The organism is Brevibacterium zhoupengii, assembly GCF_021117425.1.
In the GTDB taxonomy this organism is placed as follows: domain Bacteria; phylum Actinomycetota; class Actinomycetes; order Actinomycetales; family Brevibacteriaceae; genus Brevibacterium; species Brevibacterium zhoupengii.
In genome coordinates, this window is sequence record NZ_CP088298.1 from 2,439,050 (window position 1) to 2,458,086 (window position 19,037).

Genomic DNA, 19,037 nt, shown 5'->3' on the forward strand with positions numbered 1-19,037 from the left:
TTCACTGCCACAGGCCACCGCGATCACGATCTCGGCGTTGGTGATCTCACCCCTAGCGTTTATGACCCGGCACGGTAGAGTTTGAGTGCACGCCTCTAAGACGAACGAAGGATCGCTCGAAGACATGAACTCCCTGTCCTGGACAGAACTCGACAACCGCGCAGTCGACACCGCCCGCCTCCTCGCCGCAGATGCAGTGCAGAAAGCCGGACACGGTCACCCCGGAACCGCGATGAGTCTCGCTCCCGTTGCTCACTATCTCTACCAGCACGGTCTCAAGCATGATCCTGCCGATCCGAGCTGGGCCGGCCGTGATCGCTTCGTTCTCTCCTGTGGGCACAGCTCACTGACCCAGTACGTCCAGCTCTACCTCTCGGGCTTCGGTCTTGAACTCGACGATCTGAAGGCGCTGCGCACCTGGGGCTCCCTGACTCCAGGCCACCCCGAGGTGGGACACACTGCCGGTGTCGAGATCACCACGGGGCCGCTGGGCTCCGGGCTCGCCTCCGCGGTGGGAATGGCCATGGCCTCCCGTCGCGAACGCGGTCTCTTCGACCCTGACGCGGCTCCGGGAACCTCTCCGTTCGACCACTCCGTTGTGGTTCTCGCCTCCGACGGTGACCTCGAAGAGGGCGTCTCCGGTGAGGCTTCGTCCTTGGCCGGGACCCAGGAGCTGTCGAACCTGATCGTCATCTGGGATGACAACCGAATTTCGATCGAAGATGACACTGCGATCGCCTTCAGCGAGGACACTGCCGCACGCTATGCCGCCTATGGCTGGCATGTGCAGCACGTCGACTTCCGTGCAGGTGAGGAATACAACGAAGACCTCAACGCCTTCCACGCAGCGATGGAGGCCGCGAAGGCAGATTCCCGTCCTTCCTTCATCCGTCTCTCGACGATCATCGCCTGGCCCGCTCCGAATGCGCAGAACACCGGCGGTTCGCACGGTTCCGCACTCGGCGACGACGAGATCAAGGCAACCAAGGAGATCCTCGGCTTCGATCCCGAGCAGAAGTTCGAGGTCCCCGCCGAGGTGCTCAACCACACCCGTTCGGCACTGGACCGCGGACGCAGCGCCCACATCGAGTGGGACGAGTCCTACACCGCATGGCGCGAGGCGAACCCTGCCAATGCCGAGCTCTTCGACCGTCTGGCCAAGCGTGAGCTCCCGGCAGGTCTTGACGACCAGTTCCCGGTGTTCGAGACCAGCGATAAGGGCATCGCAACCCGTGCAGCATCCGGACAGGTTCTCAACGCCATCGCTGCAACCATGCCCGAACTGTGGGGCGGCTCGGCTGACCTGGCAGGTTCGAACAACACGCTGATCAAGGGCGACCCGAGCTTCCTGCCCGAGCACCGTTCGACCGGCGCATTCTCCGGCAATGAGTACGGGCGCAACATCCACTTCGGTGTCCGCGAGTTCTCAGCCGGACTCATCGGCAACGGCATCGCCCTCCATGGCGGCACGCGTCCCTACAGCGGCACCTTCCTCGTCTTCAGCGACTACCAACGTCCGGCCATCCGGCTGGCCGCTCTGCAGCAGCTGCCGAACGTCTTCGTGTGGACTCACGATTCGATCGGCCTCGGCGAAGACGGTCCCACCCACCAGCCGATCGAGCACCTCTCCGCACTGCGTGCGATTCCCGGTCTCGATCTGGTCCGCCCGGCCGATGCGAACGAGACCTCCGTTGTCTGGCGCAAGGTCCTCGACCGCACCGATGGCCCCAGCGGGCTCGTGCTCACCCGTCAGGCCGTTCCGGTCCTCGACCGTGAGAAGTACGCGCCCGCCTCGGAAGCGGCCTGTGGCGGCTATGTCCTCCTCGACACTGCAGATGAGCCCGAGGTCGCCATCCTCGCCAGCGGTTCCGAGGTCGCCATCGCGATCGCCGCTGCCGAAGAGCTGCAGGCAGCAGGCACCGCCGCACGAGTCATCTCGATGCCGTGTCAGGAATGGTTCGACGCACAGCCCGAGGACTACCGTGCAGCGGTCCTCCCTCGGGGTCTGAAGGCCCGTGTGAGCATCGAAGCCGCATCGGCGATGAGCTGGCACAAGTACCTCGGCGATGCCGGTCGTGCCGTGTCGATCGAACACTTCGGTGCCTCGGCCGACTACGCCACTCTGTATGAGAAGTTCGGAATCACTCCGGCTGCGGTCGTCACTGCCGCCAAGGAATCGATCGCAGCAGCGAAGGCGGACGCATGAGCAGCAATCTGACGAAGCTGAGCGAGCACGGTGTCTCCATCTGGCTCGATGACCTGTCGCGGACTCGCCTCGAGTCCGGTGATCTGGCACGACTCATCGAGGACTCGAACGTCACGGGAGTGACGACGAATCCGACGATCTTCGCCAATGCCATCGCCGGGTCCGACAGCTATGATGCTGCCCTTTCCGAACTCGGCACAGACAAGGTCTCCGCCGATGAGGCGATCGAGTCATTGACCACCTCGGACGTCGCAGCGGCCGCCAGGCTCTTCCGCCCCGTCTATGACGCCAGCAACGGCGACGACGGGCGAGTGTCGATTGAGGTCGCTCCCCCATTGGCTCACGATGCCGAGGGCACAGTCGCGGCGGCGAAGGCTCTGTGGGAACGCGTCGGCGAACCCAATGCGATGATCAAGATCCCGGCGACCGAAGCCGGACTGCGAGCGATCTCGGAGACGATTGCCGCGGGCATCAGCGTCAACGTCACCCTGGTGTTCTCGCTCACCCGCTACCGCCACGTCGTCGAAGCCTTCCTCCAGGGCCTGGAGAAGGCACGAGCAGCGGGACACGATCTCAGCCAGATCAAGTCGGTGGCCTCGATCTTCGTCTCTCGTGTGGACGCGGAGATCGACGCACGCTTGGACGGTCTCGATGACCCTGCCGGAGCCGAGCTCAAGGGCCGGGCCGGAATCGCCAACTGCGTCCTGGCCCATGAGATCCATTCGCAGCTGTTCACATCCGAACGGTTCCGGGTCCTCGAACTTGCCGGCGCCACACCGCAGCGACTGCTTTGGGCATCGACCGGAGTCAAGAACCCCGACTACCCGGACACCATGTATGTGTCGGGGCTCGTGTCACCGAACACCGTGAACACGATGCCAGAACCCACGATGCAGGCGTTTGCCGATCACGGCGAGGTCACTGCCGAGATCTCGCCGGAGAACTACCGGGCCGCCGATAAGGTCTTCGACCGTTTGGCGCGGCTTGGAATCGACTATGCGGAGGTGATGACCGTGCTCGAGACCCAAGGCCTTGAGAAGTTCGACGTCAGCTGGGCGGAGCTGCAGGAGACGATTCGCACTGCATTGGACCGGTCATGAGGCTCCAGCACAGCGTCCCCGTCACTGAGGACTACGAAGCCGAGGCAGCTCGCCTCCTCGAGTCACGTGTACCTTCCCGCCTGGCGGCCAAGGATGCCACCTTGTTCACGGACGCTGTGGACCCTGTGCCGCGCATGGGCTGGGTGGATCTGCCGCAGAGAGCCGCTGAACTCGTCGACGAGATCGAGTCCCTGCGCTCCCGGCTGGAGTCACAGGGACTGCGTTCCATCAGCCTGACCGGAATGGGCGGTTCGTCGCTGGCCCCGGAAGTCATGGCCCAGTCCGCCGGAGTCAGGCTCGAAGTGGTGGATTCCACCGACCCCAACCAAGTCGCCGAGGCGATCGGGACCGATCTGTCTCACACCGTGCTCATCGTCGCGTCCAAGTCAGGAACGACAATCGAAACCGATGCGATCCGCAGAGCCTTCTCTGCGGCGTTCGAATCGGTGGGCATCGATCCCGCGTCACGCCTGATCGCGATCACCGATCCGGGCACCGAGCTCGATGCTTTGGCCACAGAGCAGGGCTTCCTGGCCACCTTCCATGCTGATCCGACAGTAGGAGGCCGCTACAGCGCACTGTCGGCCTTCGGTCTCGTCCCAGCGGGTCTCGCGGGTGTCGACATCCGCGCGATCGCCGCCTCAGCGGCAGCGGCCGTCGAGGGTTTCGCAGCCGATGCACCTGACAATCCCGCGCTGCAGTTCGGGACGTGGCTGGGCATCGGGCATGCCCGGGCGACAGAGAAGCTCGTACTCGCAGAGACCACACCCACGTTGTCGGGGTTGAGCAAGTGGGTCGAGCAGCTCGTAGCCGAATCTCTGGGCAAAGACGGTCAGGGCATCCTGCCTGTCGTTGTCGAGGGTACAGGCGACGTCGGCTTCTCTGATGCCCGAGCCGACGCCATGTTGTGCACTCTCGGTCCCGCCACCGATGTCACGGCACCTTCGGGCTTCGATTCTGACCTGGACGGTGCACTCGGTGAGCTGTTCGTGTTCTGGGAGTTCGCCACTGCCATCGCCGGGTACAGCATCGGGGTCGACCCGTTCGACCAGCCGGATGTTGAGTCAGCGAAGAAACATGCCAGGCAGGCTCTTTCACAGGGTTCGTCGAGTGCACCCGCGCAGCCGGTGTTCCGCGAGGAGCAGGTCGAGATCTTCGGCCAGTTCGACGAGGCCACTGATCTCGTCGGCGCGATCGCAGAGCTCTTCGCACAGGTCGATGAGTACGGGTATGTCGGTGTGCAGGCGTTCCTCGACCGCATCGCCGATGCCCAGGCCGAGGATCTCCGCGGACTGGTCTCCCAGCATGCGGGTGTGCAGACCACGTTCGGATTCGGACCACGGTATCTGCATTCGACGGGTCAGTACCATAAGGGCGGCCATCCCAACGGGGTATATCTGCAGATCACTGCTGAGCCCCGGACGGATCTGCTGGTTCCCGGACGCGACTACGGCTTCACCGAACTGCAGCGGGCACAGGCCCTCGGCGATGCTGCCGCATTGGAGGAGAAGGGCCGTCCCGTCCTCCGGGTTCATCTGCTCGACCGGGCACAGGGTCTCGAGCAGCTGCGTCGCGCGATTGCGGAGGTCGAACCCAAACATCATTTCGGTGTCGACTGACTGACGACGGACTCACCGACCGCCAGTTCGGCTGAAATCATCTGCTGACGACGAAGGACCCTGACCATGGTCAGGGTCCTTCGTCGTACTACGTGGTTACGGGATTCCGGCAGACGCGCTCAGGCGTTGAATCGGGTGATGAGACCCAGCAGAATGATGCACGCGCCCCAGATGATCGCCATCAGGGTCGTGAACCGGTTGAGGTTGCGCTCGGCGACACCCGACGATCCCAGCGATGAGGACATGCCTCCACCGAACATGTCTGACATGCCTCCGCCCTTGCCCTTGTGCATGAGGATGAGGAGAGTCAGGAAGATGCTCGTGAGGACGAGCAGCACGATGAGTACAATGTTGAGGATTTCCACGTCGAGAACTACCTATATTTCGTCAGAGGATGTGTTGGTCAGTCTACTTTGCTACTGCGGCCTTGCACAAAGCGGCGAAATCGGGCCCGTTGAGGCTCGCTCCACCGACGAGTGCGCCGTCGACATCGTCGGATGCGAGAATCTCAGCGACATTGTCGGTCTTGACCGAACCACCGTAGAGGATACGAGTGCTCGATGCCAATGCGGAGCCGTACTTCTCTTCGAGGTGGGCACGGATGGCCGCCGCCATCTCTGCAGCGTCGTCAGCTGTCGCGGTCTCCCCTGTGCCGATCGCCCAGACAGGTTCGTAGGCGATGACGAGCCCCTCGAGCGCTGCCGAGTCGAATCCGTTCAAGGACTCTTCGAGCTGCGTGAGGGTGAAGTCCACATGGGTCTTCTCCTGACGCTGTTCCAGTGATTCGCCGATGCACAGGATCGGGGTGATGTCCTGGGCGAGGGCCGCTTTGACCTTGGCCGCGACGACGTCGTTGGTCTCATGATTGTTCGCGCGCCGTTCGCTGTGTCCGACGACGACGTAGGTGCAGCCGAGGCGGGACAGGAATGATGCGGCGATCTCTCCGGTATGAGCACCTGGTTCGTGTTGGGAGACGTCTTGGGCCCCATAGCTCAGCCACAGTTTGTCGCCTTGGATGAGTGTCTGCACGGACCGGATGTCGGTGAACGGAGGGATGACGACGACATCGCACTGCGTCCCGTCGAGTTTGGCGTCTTCGAGTGCCCAGGCAAGCTTCTGGACACTGGAGATCGCTTCGAGGTGGTCGTGGTTCATCTTCCAGTTGCCGGCCAGAAGCAGGGTGCGGTCGCTCATAGTCGTCTTCTTTCTCACGCGAGTGCTTCGAGTCCGGGCAGCGTCTTGCCTTCGAGGTATTCGAGGCTGGCGCCTCCACCGGTGGAGATATGGCCGAAATCGTCATCGGCGAAGCCGAGCGTGCGCACGGCCGCTGCCGAATCGCCTCCGCCGACGACGGTCAGTCGTGCATTGTCAGCGCCCGCCTCGTTGGTCAGTGCGGCCGCAACGGCCTTGGTTCCGGCGGCGAAGGCAGGGAATTCGAAGACTCCCATGGGGCCGTTCCAGAACACTGTCGTCGAGTTCGAGATGATCTCGGCGTATGCCTGTGCCGAGTCGGGTCCGATGTCGAGGCCCAAGCCCTGCGCACCGGCCGAGGTGGATTCGAGGTCTGCGATGGGACGCACCCAGTTCTCTGCCTCGGCTGCGAACGATGCGGCCATGACGATGTCCGTGGGCAGGACGATGTTCGCGCCCCCGTCCTCGGCGCGTTTGAGGTAGCCCTTGACGTCGTCGACGCGGTCCTTCTCCACGAGGCTGGACCCGATGTCGTGGCCGAGCGCGGCGAGGAAGGTGAAGACCATTCCGCCGCCGATGAGGAGGTTGTCGGCACGGTCGATGAGATTGTCGATGACGCCGAGCTTGTCGGAGACCTTCGACCCGCCGAGGACGACGGTGAAGGGCCTCTGTGGCGAGTTCAGCAGACGATCGCTGACTTCGACCTCGGCCCGAACGAGAGATCCGGCGTAGTGGGGCAGCAGTGCCGCGATGTCATAGACCGAGGCCTGCTTGCGATGGACGACTCCGAAGCCGTCGGAGACGAAGTCGTCTGCCAGTTCGGCCAGCTGTGCGGCGAAGGTCCGCCGTTCGCTGTCATCCTTCGAAGTCTCGCCCGGGTTGAAGCGCAGGTTCTCGAGCAGGAGAACCTCACCGTCGGCCAGTTCCGCTGCTTTGGACCTCGCCTCCTCACCGACTGTGTCGGCGGCGAATGCGACATCGCGGCCGATCGCCTTCGCGAGTTCGGGAGCCAGCGGATGAAGCGAGAACTGCGGGTCGGGTTCGCCCTTGGGCCGTCCCAGGTGGGACATGACGATCACCCGCGCCCCCGCCTCGGCGAGGGCCTTGATCGTGCCGGCCGAGGCCAGGATGCGACCACGGTCGGTGATCGTGCCCTCGTCCATCGGCACGTTTAAGTCACTGCGAACGAGGACCGTGCGGTGGGAGAAGATCTGCGGGTCGTCGTAGGTCCTCATTTGTTCCTTTCACCGAGGATGTAGCTGACCATGTCTTTGAGGCGGTTGGTGTAGCCCCATTCGTTGTCGTACCAGGCCACGACCTTGATCTGGTTCCCGAGCGTCATCGTGAGCTGGGAATCGACGATCGCCGAGGCGGTGGTGCCGACGATGTCGGTCGACACCAGAGGTGCCGTGCTGTATTCGAGGTAGGGCGAGGACTCAGCGGCCTTGGCCAAGATCTCATTGACCTCTTCGGTCGTGGCGTTCTGCTTCGGAGTGAAGGTGAAGTCGATGATCGATCCGGCAGGGACGGGAACGCGAACCGCGAGCCCGTCGAGCTTGCCGGCCAGGTGCGGCATCACCTTGCCGACGGTGCGTGCGGCACCGGTCGTCGTCGGGACGATGTTGACGGCCGCGGCACGAGCACGGCGCAGGTCGCGGTGGGGTCCGTCGACGAGCATCTGGTCACCGGTGTAGGCGTGGACCGTGTTGAGCAGGCCGGATTCGACCCCAAGGGCGTCGTCGACGGCTTTGACGATGGTCGCCATGCAGTTCGTCGTGCACGATGCGTTGGAGACGACAGTGTGCTGGGCAGGGTCGAAGTCTGCTTCGTTGACGCCCATGACGAATGTTCCGTCGACTTCCTTACCCGGTGCCGAGAGCACAACGGTCTTCACGGTCCCGCCGAGGTGGACCTCGGCTTGGTCGCGTCGGGTGAATCGTCCGGTGGATTCGACGACGAGTTCGACCTCGTGTGCCGACCAGTCGATTTCGGCCGGGTCGGCCTGGCTGAGCACGGAGATGGTGGTCCCATCGACGGTCAGTGCGTCGTCGCTGGCTTCGACGCTGTGGCCGAAGCGCGGCCACACGGAGTCATAGGCCAGCAGGTGGGCCAGCGTCTGGGTGTCGGTGAGGTCATTGATGGCGACGACTTGGAAGTCGGAGCCGGGTTCGAGGGACAGACGGTACAGGGCACGACCGATACGGCCGAAGCCGTTGATGGCGATTCGTCTCATGACTCGATCTTAACGATCTTCGAGCATTTCCGGGGTGAGACTGGCCTCTGTGCCGGGAATTCCCAGATCTTCGGCATGTTTGTCGGCGGTGGACAGGAGGCGGCGAATACGTCCGGCGACGGCATCTTTGGTCATCGGCGGGTCGGCCAGTTGGCCCAGTTCCTCCAATGACGCCTGTTTGTGGGTGACGCGCAGCTGGCCCGCATAGCGCAGGTGTTCGGGAACCTCGTCGCCGAGGATCTCCAGGGCCCGTTCGACTCTGGCCCCGGCAGCGACTGCTGCGCGGGCCGAACGTCGCAGGTTCGCGTCGTCGAAGTTGGCCAACCGGTTCGCTGTGGCGCGGACCTCGCGCCGCATCCGACGTTCCTCCCACACGAGCACTGCGCTATGGGAACCCATGCGGGTCAGCAGCGCCGCGATGTCGTCACCATCGCGGATGACGACCCGGTCGACTCCGCGCACTTCGCGGGCTTTCGCGCTCAGTCCCAGACGCCGGGCGGCGCCGACGAGAGCAAGGGCCGCCTCTGGGCCGGGGCAGGTGACTTCCAGTGCGGAGGAACGTCCCGGTTCGGTCAATGATCCGTGGGCCAGGAATGCGCCACGCCAGGCGGCTTCGGCATCGGCGACGGATCCGTTGACGATCGCTGAGGGCAGGCCGCGTACGGGGCGTCCGCGGTTGTCCACAAGACCGGTCTGGCGGGCCAGGGCACCGCCGTCACGGGTCACGCGCAGGAGATAGCGATTGGAACGACGGATTCCGGCGGCGTTGATGACCACGATATCGGCGTATTGGCCGTAGAGGTCCTTGATCTCGCTGCGGAGACGCTTGGCCGCCTGTGCGGTGTCGAGTTCGGCTTCAAGGACGATCGACCCGTTGACGAGGTGAAGTGCGGAGGAGAAGCGGAAGATCGCGGACACTTCGGCTTTGCGAGCAGAAGTGCGGGTGATCTTCACCCGTGCCAACTCATCCTTGACCTGAGCGGTCAGTGCCATTGTTCGTCCTCCTGCAACAGAATTGGTTACCACTGCTCGTCCACGCCGATCCCGGCGTCCACCAACATGTCACGGTAACACGCGGCGAGCTTGAGACTGTCATGTTGTCCTGCCCGTCGTGAGTGCAGTGGACGGGCCCAGAGTTTGGCGTTGAACATCTCCCTCGCGCACCGCTCGAGGTCAGGTTCTGCCAGTGTTGCCGCCTCGTCGACGAGAACGTAATTCAGCTCAAGAGAGGGGGCATGTCTGTGCAGCGACATGAGGTGCTCGCTGAGACTGAGATCTCTTGTTTCTCCGTCGCTGGAACCGAGATTCAGCGTGAGGGACTTCACTGCCGAGGACCGCTCGATGGCAGCGGCGAGAGAGGGAACGAGGAGATGCGGCATCACCGAGGTGTACCAGGATCCAGGGCCGAGGTTGAGCACATCTGCCTCGGCGACGGCTTCGATCGTCTCATGTCGCGCCGGTGGGTAAGGTGGATCGAGACGCACGGTCTCAACATGGCCGAGAGTGGAGGCTAGCACGGACTGTCCGCGCACGACCTGGAAGGATCCCGGGAACTTCACATCGGCCTCGATCGTCAGAGGCACCGAGGACATCGGCAGGACCCGACCGTGGGCGCGCAGAAGCTTGGCCATCCAGTCGAGTCCGGCGACATGGTCGCCGTGGATCTGCCACAGGGCCGAGATGAGCAGGTTGCCCACGGAATGTCCGCTGAGCTCACCGTCGGAGTCGAAGCGGTGCTGGATCACATCCCGCCAGGTCTTGCCCCAGTTGCCGTCGTCGCAGAGGGCAGCCAGTGCCATCCGCAGGTCTCCAGGGGGCAGGCCACCGAGTTCGTCGCGGAGCCTGCCGGAGGAGCCTCCGTCGTCGGCCACCGTGACGACGGCGGTCAGCGACTCGGTGAGCAGACGGAATGCGCGCAGCGCGGCGTAGAGGCCGTGTCCCCCGCCGAAGGAGACGATCTTCGGCCCTTTGTCCTTGACAGCGGGGATGATCTGAGGGAGATCCTCGGTCTCCATCTCATTCTCTCCCCAGATCGCGGTGGCGCACTGTGACCGGAATGCCGGTCTGTGCGGCGAGGCTCTTGGCAACGCGTTCGCTGATCGCCACCGAACGGTGTTTGCCGCCGGTGCAGCCGATGCCGATCATCGCATAGCCACGGCCTTCATGGAGGTAGCCCTGCGAAACCGTGTCCAAGGTCGCGGTGTAGCGTTCGATGAATTCTTCGGCGCCGTTCTGTCCCAGCACGAAATCCGCAACATCGGAGTCCAACCCGTTGTTGCCGCGCAGGTGCGGGATCCAATAGGGGTTGGGCAGGAAGCGGACATCGGCGATGTGGTCAGCATCCTTCGGCAGCCCGTATTTGAAACCGAAGCTCATCACAGTCAGACGCAGCAGCGGGGTGTCGATGGTGCTGAATCGTTTGCGAACCTGAGCCGAGAGCTGGTGAACGTTGAGTTCCGAGGTGTCGATGATGATGTCGGCACGGTGTTTGAGGGATTCGAGTGCCGAGCGTTCAGCTTCGATGCCTTCCAGCAGCGTTCCCTCACCCTGGAGTGGGTGCGGCCTGCGCGTGGATTCGAAACGGCGGACGAGAACCTCGTCGGCGGCATCGAGGTAGAGGATGCGCAGCGAGAGACCCTGATCGATGAAGTCGCTGATCGTCTCTTCGAGTTCCGTGTACTTCGCGCGGCCCTTCGAATCGGTGACGATGGCGATCTTCGGCACTGCCCCGTCAGCACGGGCGACGAGCTCGACGAGGGTGCGCATCATCTGCGGGGGCAGATTGTCGACGACGTACCAGTCCATGTCCTCAAGCACGTTGGCCACGGTGGTCCGTCCTGCTCCGGACATTCCGGTCACGAGGACAACCTCGATGGGATGGTCGGCACCGTTCGAATCGGCCTGCGTACTCACACGTCCTCCTGGGGCTGCGCGGTTGAAGACAGCTGTCGAGGACTACTCTAGATCAGTTGTCCGCCAGGTGGCTCAGCACCGGCCAAACTGTCACTCAGCCAGGGCCGCGGCGACCTTCTCCGCAAGGGCTTGGCCGATGCCCTTGACCTCGCACAGCTCTTCGATGCTGGCTTCGCGCATCTTCTTCACCGAACCGAAGTGACGCAGCAGCGCGGTCCGTTTGGATTCGCCCAGTCCGGAGATGTCGTCGAGGACGGAACTCGTCATCGCCTTCGCTCGTTTCGAGCGGTGGTAGCTGATGGCGAACCGGTGCGCCTCGTCACGCAGACGCTGCATGAGGAACAGGCCTTCGGAGTTTCGGGGCAGGATGACGGGGAACGGATCGTCGGGGATCCAGACCTCTTCCAGACGCTTGGCCAGCCCCACCACTGAGATGTCGACGATGCCCAGGTCGTGGAGTGCTCGAGTCGCCGCCGCCACCTGTGGACCGGCGCCGTCGACGACGAGGAGACTGGGGCGGTACCCGAATCTCTCGTCGGGTTCATCGGAGCTCATCTGCTCGAGGTAGCGACTGAACCGACGTGAGACGACGTCGTACATGGAGGCCGTGTCATCGGTGGCAGCCTCCCCGTGGATGGCGAAGTGACGGTAGTCGCGCTTCTTCACCAACCCGTCTTCGAACACGACGAGGGAGGCAACGACATTAGATCCCTGGGTGTGGGAGATGTCGATGCATTCGATGCGCAGAGGAGCCTCGGGCAGCGACAGGTATTCCTGGATCTCTTTGAGCGCCGTGCTCCGAGTGGTCAGGTCAGAAGAGCGTTTGAGCTTGTGCTGCAGCAGGGCCTCTTTCGCGTTCTTCGCGACGGTCTCAAGCACGGCCTTCTTCTCTCCGCGCTCCGGGACTCGGACGGTGACTCTGGAGCCGCGCTGTTCGCTCAGCCAGCTCTCCAGCGAATCGATATCGGCGGGGACGGTGTCGACGAGGATCTCGCGAGGAATCGCGTCCGCGTCGAGACCCGTGTACGCCTGGCGGAGGTAGTCGGTGGTGAGTTCGGCGGGGCTGTGATCGTCGGAGCGTTCGATGATCCAGCCGCGTTGACCGCGGATGCGGCCCTGCCGGACGTGGAAGACCTGCACCGAGGCTTCGAGCTCCTCTGTCACGAGCGCGAACACATCGCAGTCGGCATTGACCGAGAGGACCACAGCCGATTTGTCGAGCACTTTCTGCAATGCGGTGATCTCGTCTCGCAGGCGTGCCGCCCGTTCGTAGTCGAGTTCCTCTGCCGCCGAGGCCATCTCCTTCTGCCGGTAGCTGATGAAACGGCCGGTGTTGCCGGACATGAAGTCGGAGATGCTGCGGGCCAGGTCCTTATGACCCTCCACACTGATCTGCCCCACGCAGGGAGCCGCACATTTGTCGATGTAGCCCAACAGGCAGGGTCGACCGCTGCGTTCGGCTCGCCTGTACACCCCGGCGGTGCAGGTGCGCATCGGAAAGGCACGCAGCAGCAGGTCAAGGGTGTCTTTGATCGCCCACACCTGGGCGAAGGGGCCGAAGTACTTGACGCCTTTGCGCCGCTTTCCGCGAGTGATGAAGGCCCGGGGAACCTCGTCATTCATCGTGATCGCCAAGTACGGATAGGACTTGTCGTCGCGGAACATGACGTTGAACCGCGGGTTGAATTCGTTGATCCACGTCCACTCGAGCTGCAGAGCCTCGACCTCGGTGTCGACGACGGTCCATTCCACAGAGGCTGCGGTGTGGACCATCGTCGAGGTGCGCGGGTGCAGTTGGGCAGGGTTCGAGAAGTACGAGTTCAACCGGTTCCGGAGGTTCTTCGCCTTCCCGACATAGATCACCCGCCGATCGGGGTCGCGGAACTTGTAGACCCCCGCCGAGGTCGGAATGCTGCCCGTGGCCGGACGGTAGGACGCTGGGTCAGCCATCGAGCATCGCTTTGAGGAACCGTCCCGTGTGGCTCTTCTTGTTGCCGGCCACCTCTTCCGGTGTGCCCTGGGCGATGATCTTTCCACCGCCTCGTCCACCTTCGGGACCCAGGTCGATGACGTGGTCGGCATTGCCGATGACATCGAGGTTGTGTTCGATGACGATGACGGTGTTGCCCTTATCGACAAGGCCCTGCAGCACGTGCAGGAGCTTCGAGATGTCTTCGAAGTGCAGACCCGTGGTCGGTTCGTCGAGAACGTAGGCGGTGCGTCCGCGGGAGCGCTTCTGGAGTTCGGCCGCCAGCTTCACACGCTGCGCTTCGCCACCGGAGAGCGTGGTCGCAGGCTGTCCCAGACGAACATAGCCAAGGCCGACCTCGACCAGCGTGTTGAGGTGACGGGAGATCGCGGGGATCGCGGCGAAGAATTCAGCACCCTGCTCGATGGGCATCTCCAGCACCTCGGCGATGGATTTGCCTTTGAAGGTGACTTCAAGCGTTTCCCGGTTGTAGCGGGCTCCCCCGCAGACCTCGCAGGTGACGTAGACGTCGGGCAGGAAGTTCATCTCGATCTTGATCGTCCCGTCGCCGCTGCAGTTCTCGCAACGCCCGCCCTTGACGTTGAAGGAGAACCGGCCCGGCTGATAACCGCGGATCTTGGCCGATTCGGTCTCGGCGAATAGGCGCCGGATGCGGTCGAAGACGCCCGTGTAGGTCGCCGGGTTCGACCGTGGGGTCCGACCGATCGGCGACTGGTCGACGTGGACGACCTTGTCGAGGTTGTCCAGTCCTGTGACCCGCTTGTGCCGACCCGGCACCCGTGAGGCACCGTTGAGGACGTTGGCCATCTGGGTATAGAGGATCTCGTTGACCAACGTCGACTTTCCGGAGCCGGAAACACCCGTGACGGCGGTGAGCACCCCGAGGGGGAACGAGACGGAGACATCGCGAAGGTTGTTCTCGACGGCCTTCTCGACCGTGACGACACGATCCTTGTCCACCGGCCGGCGGGTCGTGGGAACCTGGATCGACCTGCGCCCGGCGAGGTAGTCGCCGGTGATGGACCGGTCTGCGTCCTTGAGCCCGGGAACAGGGCCCGAGTAGATGACCTCTCCCCCGTGCTCGCCCGCCCCAGGACCGATGTCGACGATCCAGTCCGCCGAGGCGATGGTGTCCTCATCATGTTCGACGACGATGAGGGTGTTGCCGAGTTCCTTGAGCTTGTTCAGAGTCTCGATGAGACGCCTGTTGTCGCGCTGGTGGAGACCGATCGAAGGTTCGTCGAGGACGTAGAGGACCCCGACGAGGCCAGAACCGATCTGCGTGGCCAAACGGATGCGCTGGGCCTCACCGCCGGACAGGGAGCCGGCGGGGCGATCGAGGCTGAGATAGTCGAGTCCGACGTCGAGGAGGAATCCGAGTCGGGCGTTGATCTCCTTCATCACCTGAGCTGCGACTGCCGCGTCTCGGGAGTCCAGCTCCAGCTGTGAGAGGAACTCCGCTGATTCGTCGAGAGCGAGCTCCGAGACCTCGGCGATCGACTTTCCGCCGACCTTGACTGCCAGGATCTCCGGTTTGAGGCGGGCTCCGTTGCAGCTGGCACAGGGGATCTCACGCATATAGGACTCGTAGCGTTCCCGCGACCAGTCGGATTCGGTTTCCTCGTGTTTGCGCTGGATGTACTGGTAAACGCCTTCGAATCCGGTCGAGTATGTACGTTCACGGCCGAAGCGGTTCTTGTATTTGACGTGGACCTTGTAGTCCTTGCCGGTGAGGATCGCTGACTTGTCCGCCTTCGACAGGTCCTTCCACGCGGTCTTCATATCGAAGCCGAGTTCGTCTCCGAGGCCTTTGAGGAGTCGGTTGAAGTACTTCGTGACCTGTTTGCCGCCGGCCCACGGGGCGATCGCTCCCTGGCCGAGGCTGAGGTCCTCATCGGGGACGACGAGGGTCTCATCGACCTGCAGTCGAGTGCCGATGCCGTCACAGGTGGGGCAGGCGCCGAAGGGTGAGTTGAATGAAAAGGTCCGCGGCTCGATCTCGTCGATCGCCAAAGCGTGCTCGTTCGGGCACGACATGTGCTCAGAGAACGTCCGAGTGATGCCTTCGTCGACCATGTCGACATCCATGCGACCGTCGGCAAGGCCGAGTGCCGTCTCAACAGAGTCGGTCAGGCGAGGGCGCAGTCCCGACTTCGCCACCAGACGGTCGACGACGACGGAGATCGTGTGCTTGTACTGCTTCTCCAGCGTGGGCGGTTCGCTGAGGCTGATCTGCTCACCATCGACGATGGCGCGGGCGAATCCCTTGGCCTGCAGCTCGGTGAAGAGGTCGACGAACTCGCCCTTCCGGGACCTGACGATGGGAGCCAGAACGAGGAACTTCGTCCTCTCTTCGAGTTCGAGCAGCTGATCAACGATCTGCTGCGGGGTCTGCTTGGTGATGATCTCACCGCACACGGGGCAATGCGGCACACCGATCCGAGCCCACAGGAGGCGCAGGAAGTCATAAACCTCGGTGATGGTGCCGACGGTGGACCGGGGGTTGCGGGACGTCGACTTCTGATCGATCGACACCGCCGGTGACAGGCCCTCGATGAAATCGACGTCGGGCTTGTCCATCTGTCCTAAGAACATGCGGGCATAGGAAGACAGGGACTCGACGTAACGGCGCTGCCCCTCGGCGAAGATCGTGTCGAAGGCCAAGGAGGACTTCCCTGATCCCGAAAGACCTGTGAAGACGACCATGGAGTCGCGGGGCAGCGCGATCTCCACGTTCTTGAGGTTGTGGGCGCGTGCGCCCTTGACCCACAGAGTGTCGAGATGCGACACACCTGCAGACTGCTCACCGCTGTTAGTTTTCATCACCTGTCCACTGTATTACTCGGCACTGACATTGCTTGAATGGGGACGGGCGCTGATCTCTCCGACCGCAAGGATTCGGAGCACGATGTCTCCGGCTTCATCACTCGCGGGCACATCCACCTCGGCGTCGATGGCCCAGTCCCTGTTGTCATCGGGATCGGCCAAGGTCTGTCGGACGGTCCACGTCTGTGAACCAGCTTCGATCGAGATATATTCCTTGCCCCGGGCCTTGCCATCGGTGAGGAGGTCGCCATATTCCTCGTAGAAGTCTTCGATCGCGTCTTCCCAGGCTGTGGCGTCGAAGCCGTCCTCGGCATCGAGGCGGCCCAGCTCTGCATAGTCGGCTCGCTCGGCCAGCAGCACGCGGTGGAACAGTGCATTGCGGACCTCGGCGGTGAAGACTCTCACATTGTCGGAGAACTTGCGATCAAGGTCCGGCAGCTCTTCGTCGGCGAAATCCGTCGGCGACAGACCCTGCAGGGTCCGCCATTCATCGAGCAGGGACGAGTCGGTTCGTGCAATCGTCTCCCCCAGCCATTCGATGATTGTCGAGAGCTCCTCGGTCCTGTCATCGGCGGGTACATTGTGAGTCAGTGCGCGGAAGACATCGGTGAGGTAGCGCAGGAGGCTGCCTTCGACGCGGGTGAGACTGTAGTAGCCGACGAACTGGGTGAAGCCCATCGCCTGCTCAAGCATGTCACGCACGATCGACTTCGGTTCGAAATTTCCGGCGCGCAGCCACGGGTGGGCCTCGATGAAGTGTTCGAACGCGGGCTCGAGGATCTCAGCCAGAGGCTTCGGCCCTTCGATCTCGTCGAGGATCGCCATGCGTTCCGGGTATTCGAGTCCGTCGGCCTTGAGCTCGGCCAAGGTGTCCTTCTTGATCCGGTCGAGTTGGCCTTTGAGGACTGGGAACGGCACCGGGGTGGTCGATTCGACGAGCGAGACCACGTCGAGGGCGTAGGTCTCCGTTTCCGGATCGAGCATCTCGAGCGCGGCGAGGACGAAGGGTGCCAGGGGCTGATTGAGCGCGAACTGCGGTCCCAGATCCGTGGTCGGGAGCAGTTCGCCGTCCCTGACTTCGATGAGTCCGGCATCGATGAGAGAGCGCCCGATCCTCAGGGCTGTGAGTTTGAGGTCGAGGTGACGTTCCCGACTTTCGTGGGTCTTGTCGATGAAGCGGCTGATCGTGGACACGTCCGAGCCCGGGCGGGCGACGAGGTTGAGGATCGTCGAATGGTCGATCTTCATGCGTGAGCGCAGGGATTCCGCCTGGGACTCGATGAGCTTCGTGAAGGTCTCCTCCGACCACCCGACGAACCCGGCCGGTGCTGACTTCTTCTTGATCTTCTTCTTTTTCTTGTCAGTGTTGACCGCTTTGGCTTCTGCCCGCATGTTCTCGATGACATGTTCCGGTGCCTGTGCGATGACGTAGCCGCGGGTGTCGAACCCGGCGCGTCCGGCACGGCCTGCCAGCTGCTGGAATTCGCGGACGCTGAGCTTGCGCATCTTCCGGCCGTCGAACTTCGTCAGCCCCGTCAGCAGCACGGAGCGGATGGGAACGTTGATGCCGACGCCGAGCGTATCGGTGCCGGAGATGACCAACAGCAGCCCCTTGAGCGCGAGCTGTTCGACCAGTCTGCGGTATTTGGGCAGCATGCCGGCATGGTGGACGCCGACCCCGTGCAGGAGGAGTTTGCGCAGGTTCTGCCCGAAGCCCTTCGCGAAGGTGAATCCCTTGATGGCTGCCGCAATCGCGGCCTTCTGCTCCTTCGATGCGAGATCGACAGAGAGCAGGCCGGTGGCGAGGTCGATGGCCCCAGCCTGAGAGTAGGACACAACGTAGACGGGGGCCTTGTCGTTGCGCACGAGTGAGCGCAGGGTGTCGGAGAGGGTCTCTGTGGAGTATTCGTACTCAAGAGGGACCGGTCGAGTCGCCGAGGTGACGACGGAGCTGTCGCGTCCGGTGGTGTCTTCCATCGTGCGACAGATTTCACTCGTATCGCCCAATGTGGCCGACATGAGCACGAACTGCGCTTGGGGCATCTCGAGAAGGGGCACCTGCCATGCCCATCCGCGTGAGGGATCGGCGACATAATGGAACTCATCCATGATGACCATGCCTGCGTCGACCATTCCGCCTTCGCGCAGAGCCTGGTTGGCCAGGATCTCAGCCGTCGCGCAGATGACGGGGGCATCCCCGTTGACCGTGGAGTCGCCGGTGATCATCCCGACGTTTTCGGCACCGAAGGCGTCGATGAGGGAGAAGAACTTCTCACTCACCAGAGCCTTGAGCGGGGCCGTGTAGTAGGCCCGGATCCCACGGGTGAATGATTGGTAGAGAGCGAACAGAGCCACGAGGGACTTGCCCGAACCTGTGGGGGTGGCCACGATCGTGTTGTCCCCGGCCAGAATATTGAGGATGGCTTCATCCTGAGCGGGGTACGGTTCGATTCCCAGCTCCTGGCAGTAACTGCCGAAGGCCTCGTACACTGCGTCTTCATCAGCGAATTCCGCTGGGATCTCCTGCAATCGCACCACAACTATGCACAGACCTTTCCGTTTAGACTGATGTCCATCCTATTGATCGAACCTCAGGAGTTTCAGATGCCGGTTTTCGCTGTCAACTATGTCTATGGGCCAGATACTGACACCCGGATGGAGTCGCGGCCCGCCCATCGTGCGTGGCAGTCCGAACTGTACGACGCCGGCACCGTTCTGGCTTCAGGCCCACTGGACAATGATCCGGCACCCGGTGGTCTGCTGCTGATGCAGGCTGCCACCCGTGAAGACCTCGAGGCTCATCTGGCCGATGACCCCTATGCCTCCGTCGGCGTAATCGACGAGACGATCATTCGGGAGTGGACACCGGTCTTCGGCCCATTCTCCCAAGCCTGAGACTGTCGCAGCCTGACGCTGCCGCAACCTGGCCACCGGGCCTTGTTGCCCATGTGCGCGGGTG

The 19,037-nt window shown here is 63.0% G+C and carries 14 protein-coding genes; 4 read left to right on the forward strand and 10 right to left on the reverse strand.

What is annotated here, in order from left to right:
* Positions 1-124: 124 nt before the first annotated feature.
* From tkt to LQ788_RS11215, 3 genes are read left to right on the forward strand one after another with little or no spacing between them, the layout of a single operon-like run.
* On the forward strand, positions 125-2,206 hold the full coding sequence (tkt, locus tag LQ788_RS11205) for a transketolase (RefSeq protein WP_231441004.1): 2,082 nt from the start codon (positions 125-127) through the stop codon (positions 2,204-2,206).
* Positions 2,203-3,306, forward strand: coding sequence for a transaldolase (tal, locus tag LQ788_RS11210; protein WP_231441006.1), 1,104 nt, complete (start codon positions 2,203-2,205; stop codon positions 3,304-3,306). The genes tkt and tal overlap by 4 nt, the downstream gene beginning before the upstream one ends.
* Entirely contained in the window at positions 3,303-4,925 is a 1,623-nt protein-coding gene (locus LQ788_RS11215) for a glucose-6-phosphate isomerase (protein WP_231441008.1), read from the forward strand. The genes tal and LQ788_RS11215 overlap by 4 nt, the downstream gene beginning before the upstream one ends.
* A 119-nt stretch (positions 4,926-5,044) precedes the next feature.
* On the opposite strand, the gene secG is transcribed toward LQ788_RS11215, so the two are convergent.
* The 10 genes from secG to LQ788_RS11265 form a co-directional block, all read right to left on the reverse strand.
* Positions 5,045-5,290, reverse strand: a complete 246-nt coding sequence (gene secG, locus LQ788_RS11220; protein ID WP_231441010.1) for a preprotein translocase subunit SecG — start codon at positions 5,288-5,290, stop codon at positions 5,045-5,047.
* Positions 5,291-5,333: 43 nt separating this feature from the next.
* Positions 5,334-6,119: a triose-phosphate isomerase gene (gene tpiA, locus LQ788_RS11225; RefSeq protein WP_231441011.1), complete on the reverse strand. Its 786-nt coding sequence runs from the start codon at positions 6,117-6,119 to the stop codon at positions 5,334-5,336.
* 14 nt (positions 6,120-6,133) lie between these two features.
* Positions 6,134-7,351, reverse strand: coding sequence for a phosphoglycerate kinase (locus LQ788_RS11230; RefSeq protein ID WP_231441013.1), 1,218 nt, complete (start codon positions 7,349-7,351; stop codon positions 6,134-6,136).
* Positions 7,348-8,349, reverse strand: a complete 1,002-nt coding sequence (gap, locus tag LQ788_RS11235) for a type I glyceraldehyde-3-phosphate dehydrogenase (protein ID WP_231441015.1) — start codon at positions 8,347-8,349, stop codon at positions 7,348-7,350. The genes LQ788_RS11230 and gap overlap by 4 nt, the downstream gene beginning before the upstream one ends.
* A 9-nt stretch (positions 8,350-8,358) precedes the next feature.
* Complete coding sequence (whiA, locus tag LQ788_RS11240) at positions 8,359-9,342, reverse strand: DNA-binding protein WhiA (RefSeq protein ID WP_009881375.1); 984 nt, start codon at positions 9,340-9,342, stop codon at positions 8,359-8,361.
* 26 nt (positions 9,343-9,368) lie between these two features.
* The gene (locus LQ788_RS11245; RefSeq protein ID WP_231441017.1) at positions 9,369-10,364 is read right to left on the reverse strand and encodes a gluconeogenesis factor YvcK family protein; all 996 of its coding nucleotides are present in this window, start codon (positions 10,362-10,364) and stop codon (positions 9,369-9,371) included.
* A gap of 1 nt (position 10,365) precedes the next feature.
* The gene (gene rapZ, locus LQ788_RS11250) at positions 10,366-11,262 is read right to left on the reverse strand and encodes an RNase adapter RapZ (protein ID WP_231441019.1); all 897 of its coding nucleotides are present in this window, start codon (positions 11,260-11,262) and stop codon (positions 10,366-10,368) included.
* A 90-nt stretch (positions 11,263-11,352) separates the two neighbouring features.
* Entirely contained in the window at positions 11,353-13,212 is a 1,860-nt protein-coding gene (uvrC, locus tag LQ788_RS11255; protein WP_231441021.1) for an excinuclease ABC subunit UvrC, read from the reverse strand.
* Positions 13,205-16,075, reverse strand: a complete 2,871-nt coding sequence (gene uvrA, locus LQ788_RS11260) for an excinuclease ABC subunit UvrA (protein ID WP_101582616.1) — start codon at positions 16,073-16,075, stop codon at positions 13,205-13,207. Before uvrA ends, uvrC begins: the two co-directional genes overlap by 8 nt.
* A 15-nt stretch (positions 16,076-16,090) precedes the next feature.
* The gene (locus LQ788_RS11265) at positions 16,091-18,616 is read right to left on the reverse strand and encodes a DEAD/DEAH box helicase (protein ID WP_231441024.1); all 2,526 of its coding nucleotides are present in this window, start codon (positions 18,614-18,616) and stop codon (positions 16,091-16,093) included.
* A gap of 66 nt (positions 18,617-18,682) precedes the next feature.
* Between LQ788_RS11265 and LQ788_RS11270 the strand changes: the two genes are divergently transcribed.
* Positions 18,683-18,973, forward strand: a complete 291-nt coding sequence (locus tag LQ788_RS11270; protein ID WP_231441026.1) for a YciI family protein — start codon at positions 18,683-18,685, stop codon at positions 18,971-18,973.
* Positions 18,974-19,037 lie beyond the last annotated feature (64 nt).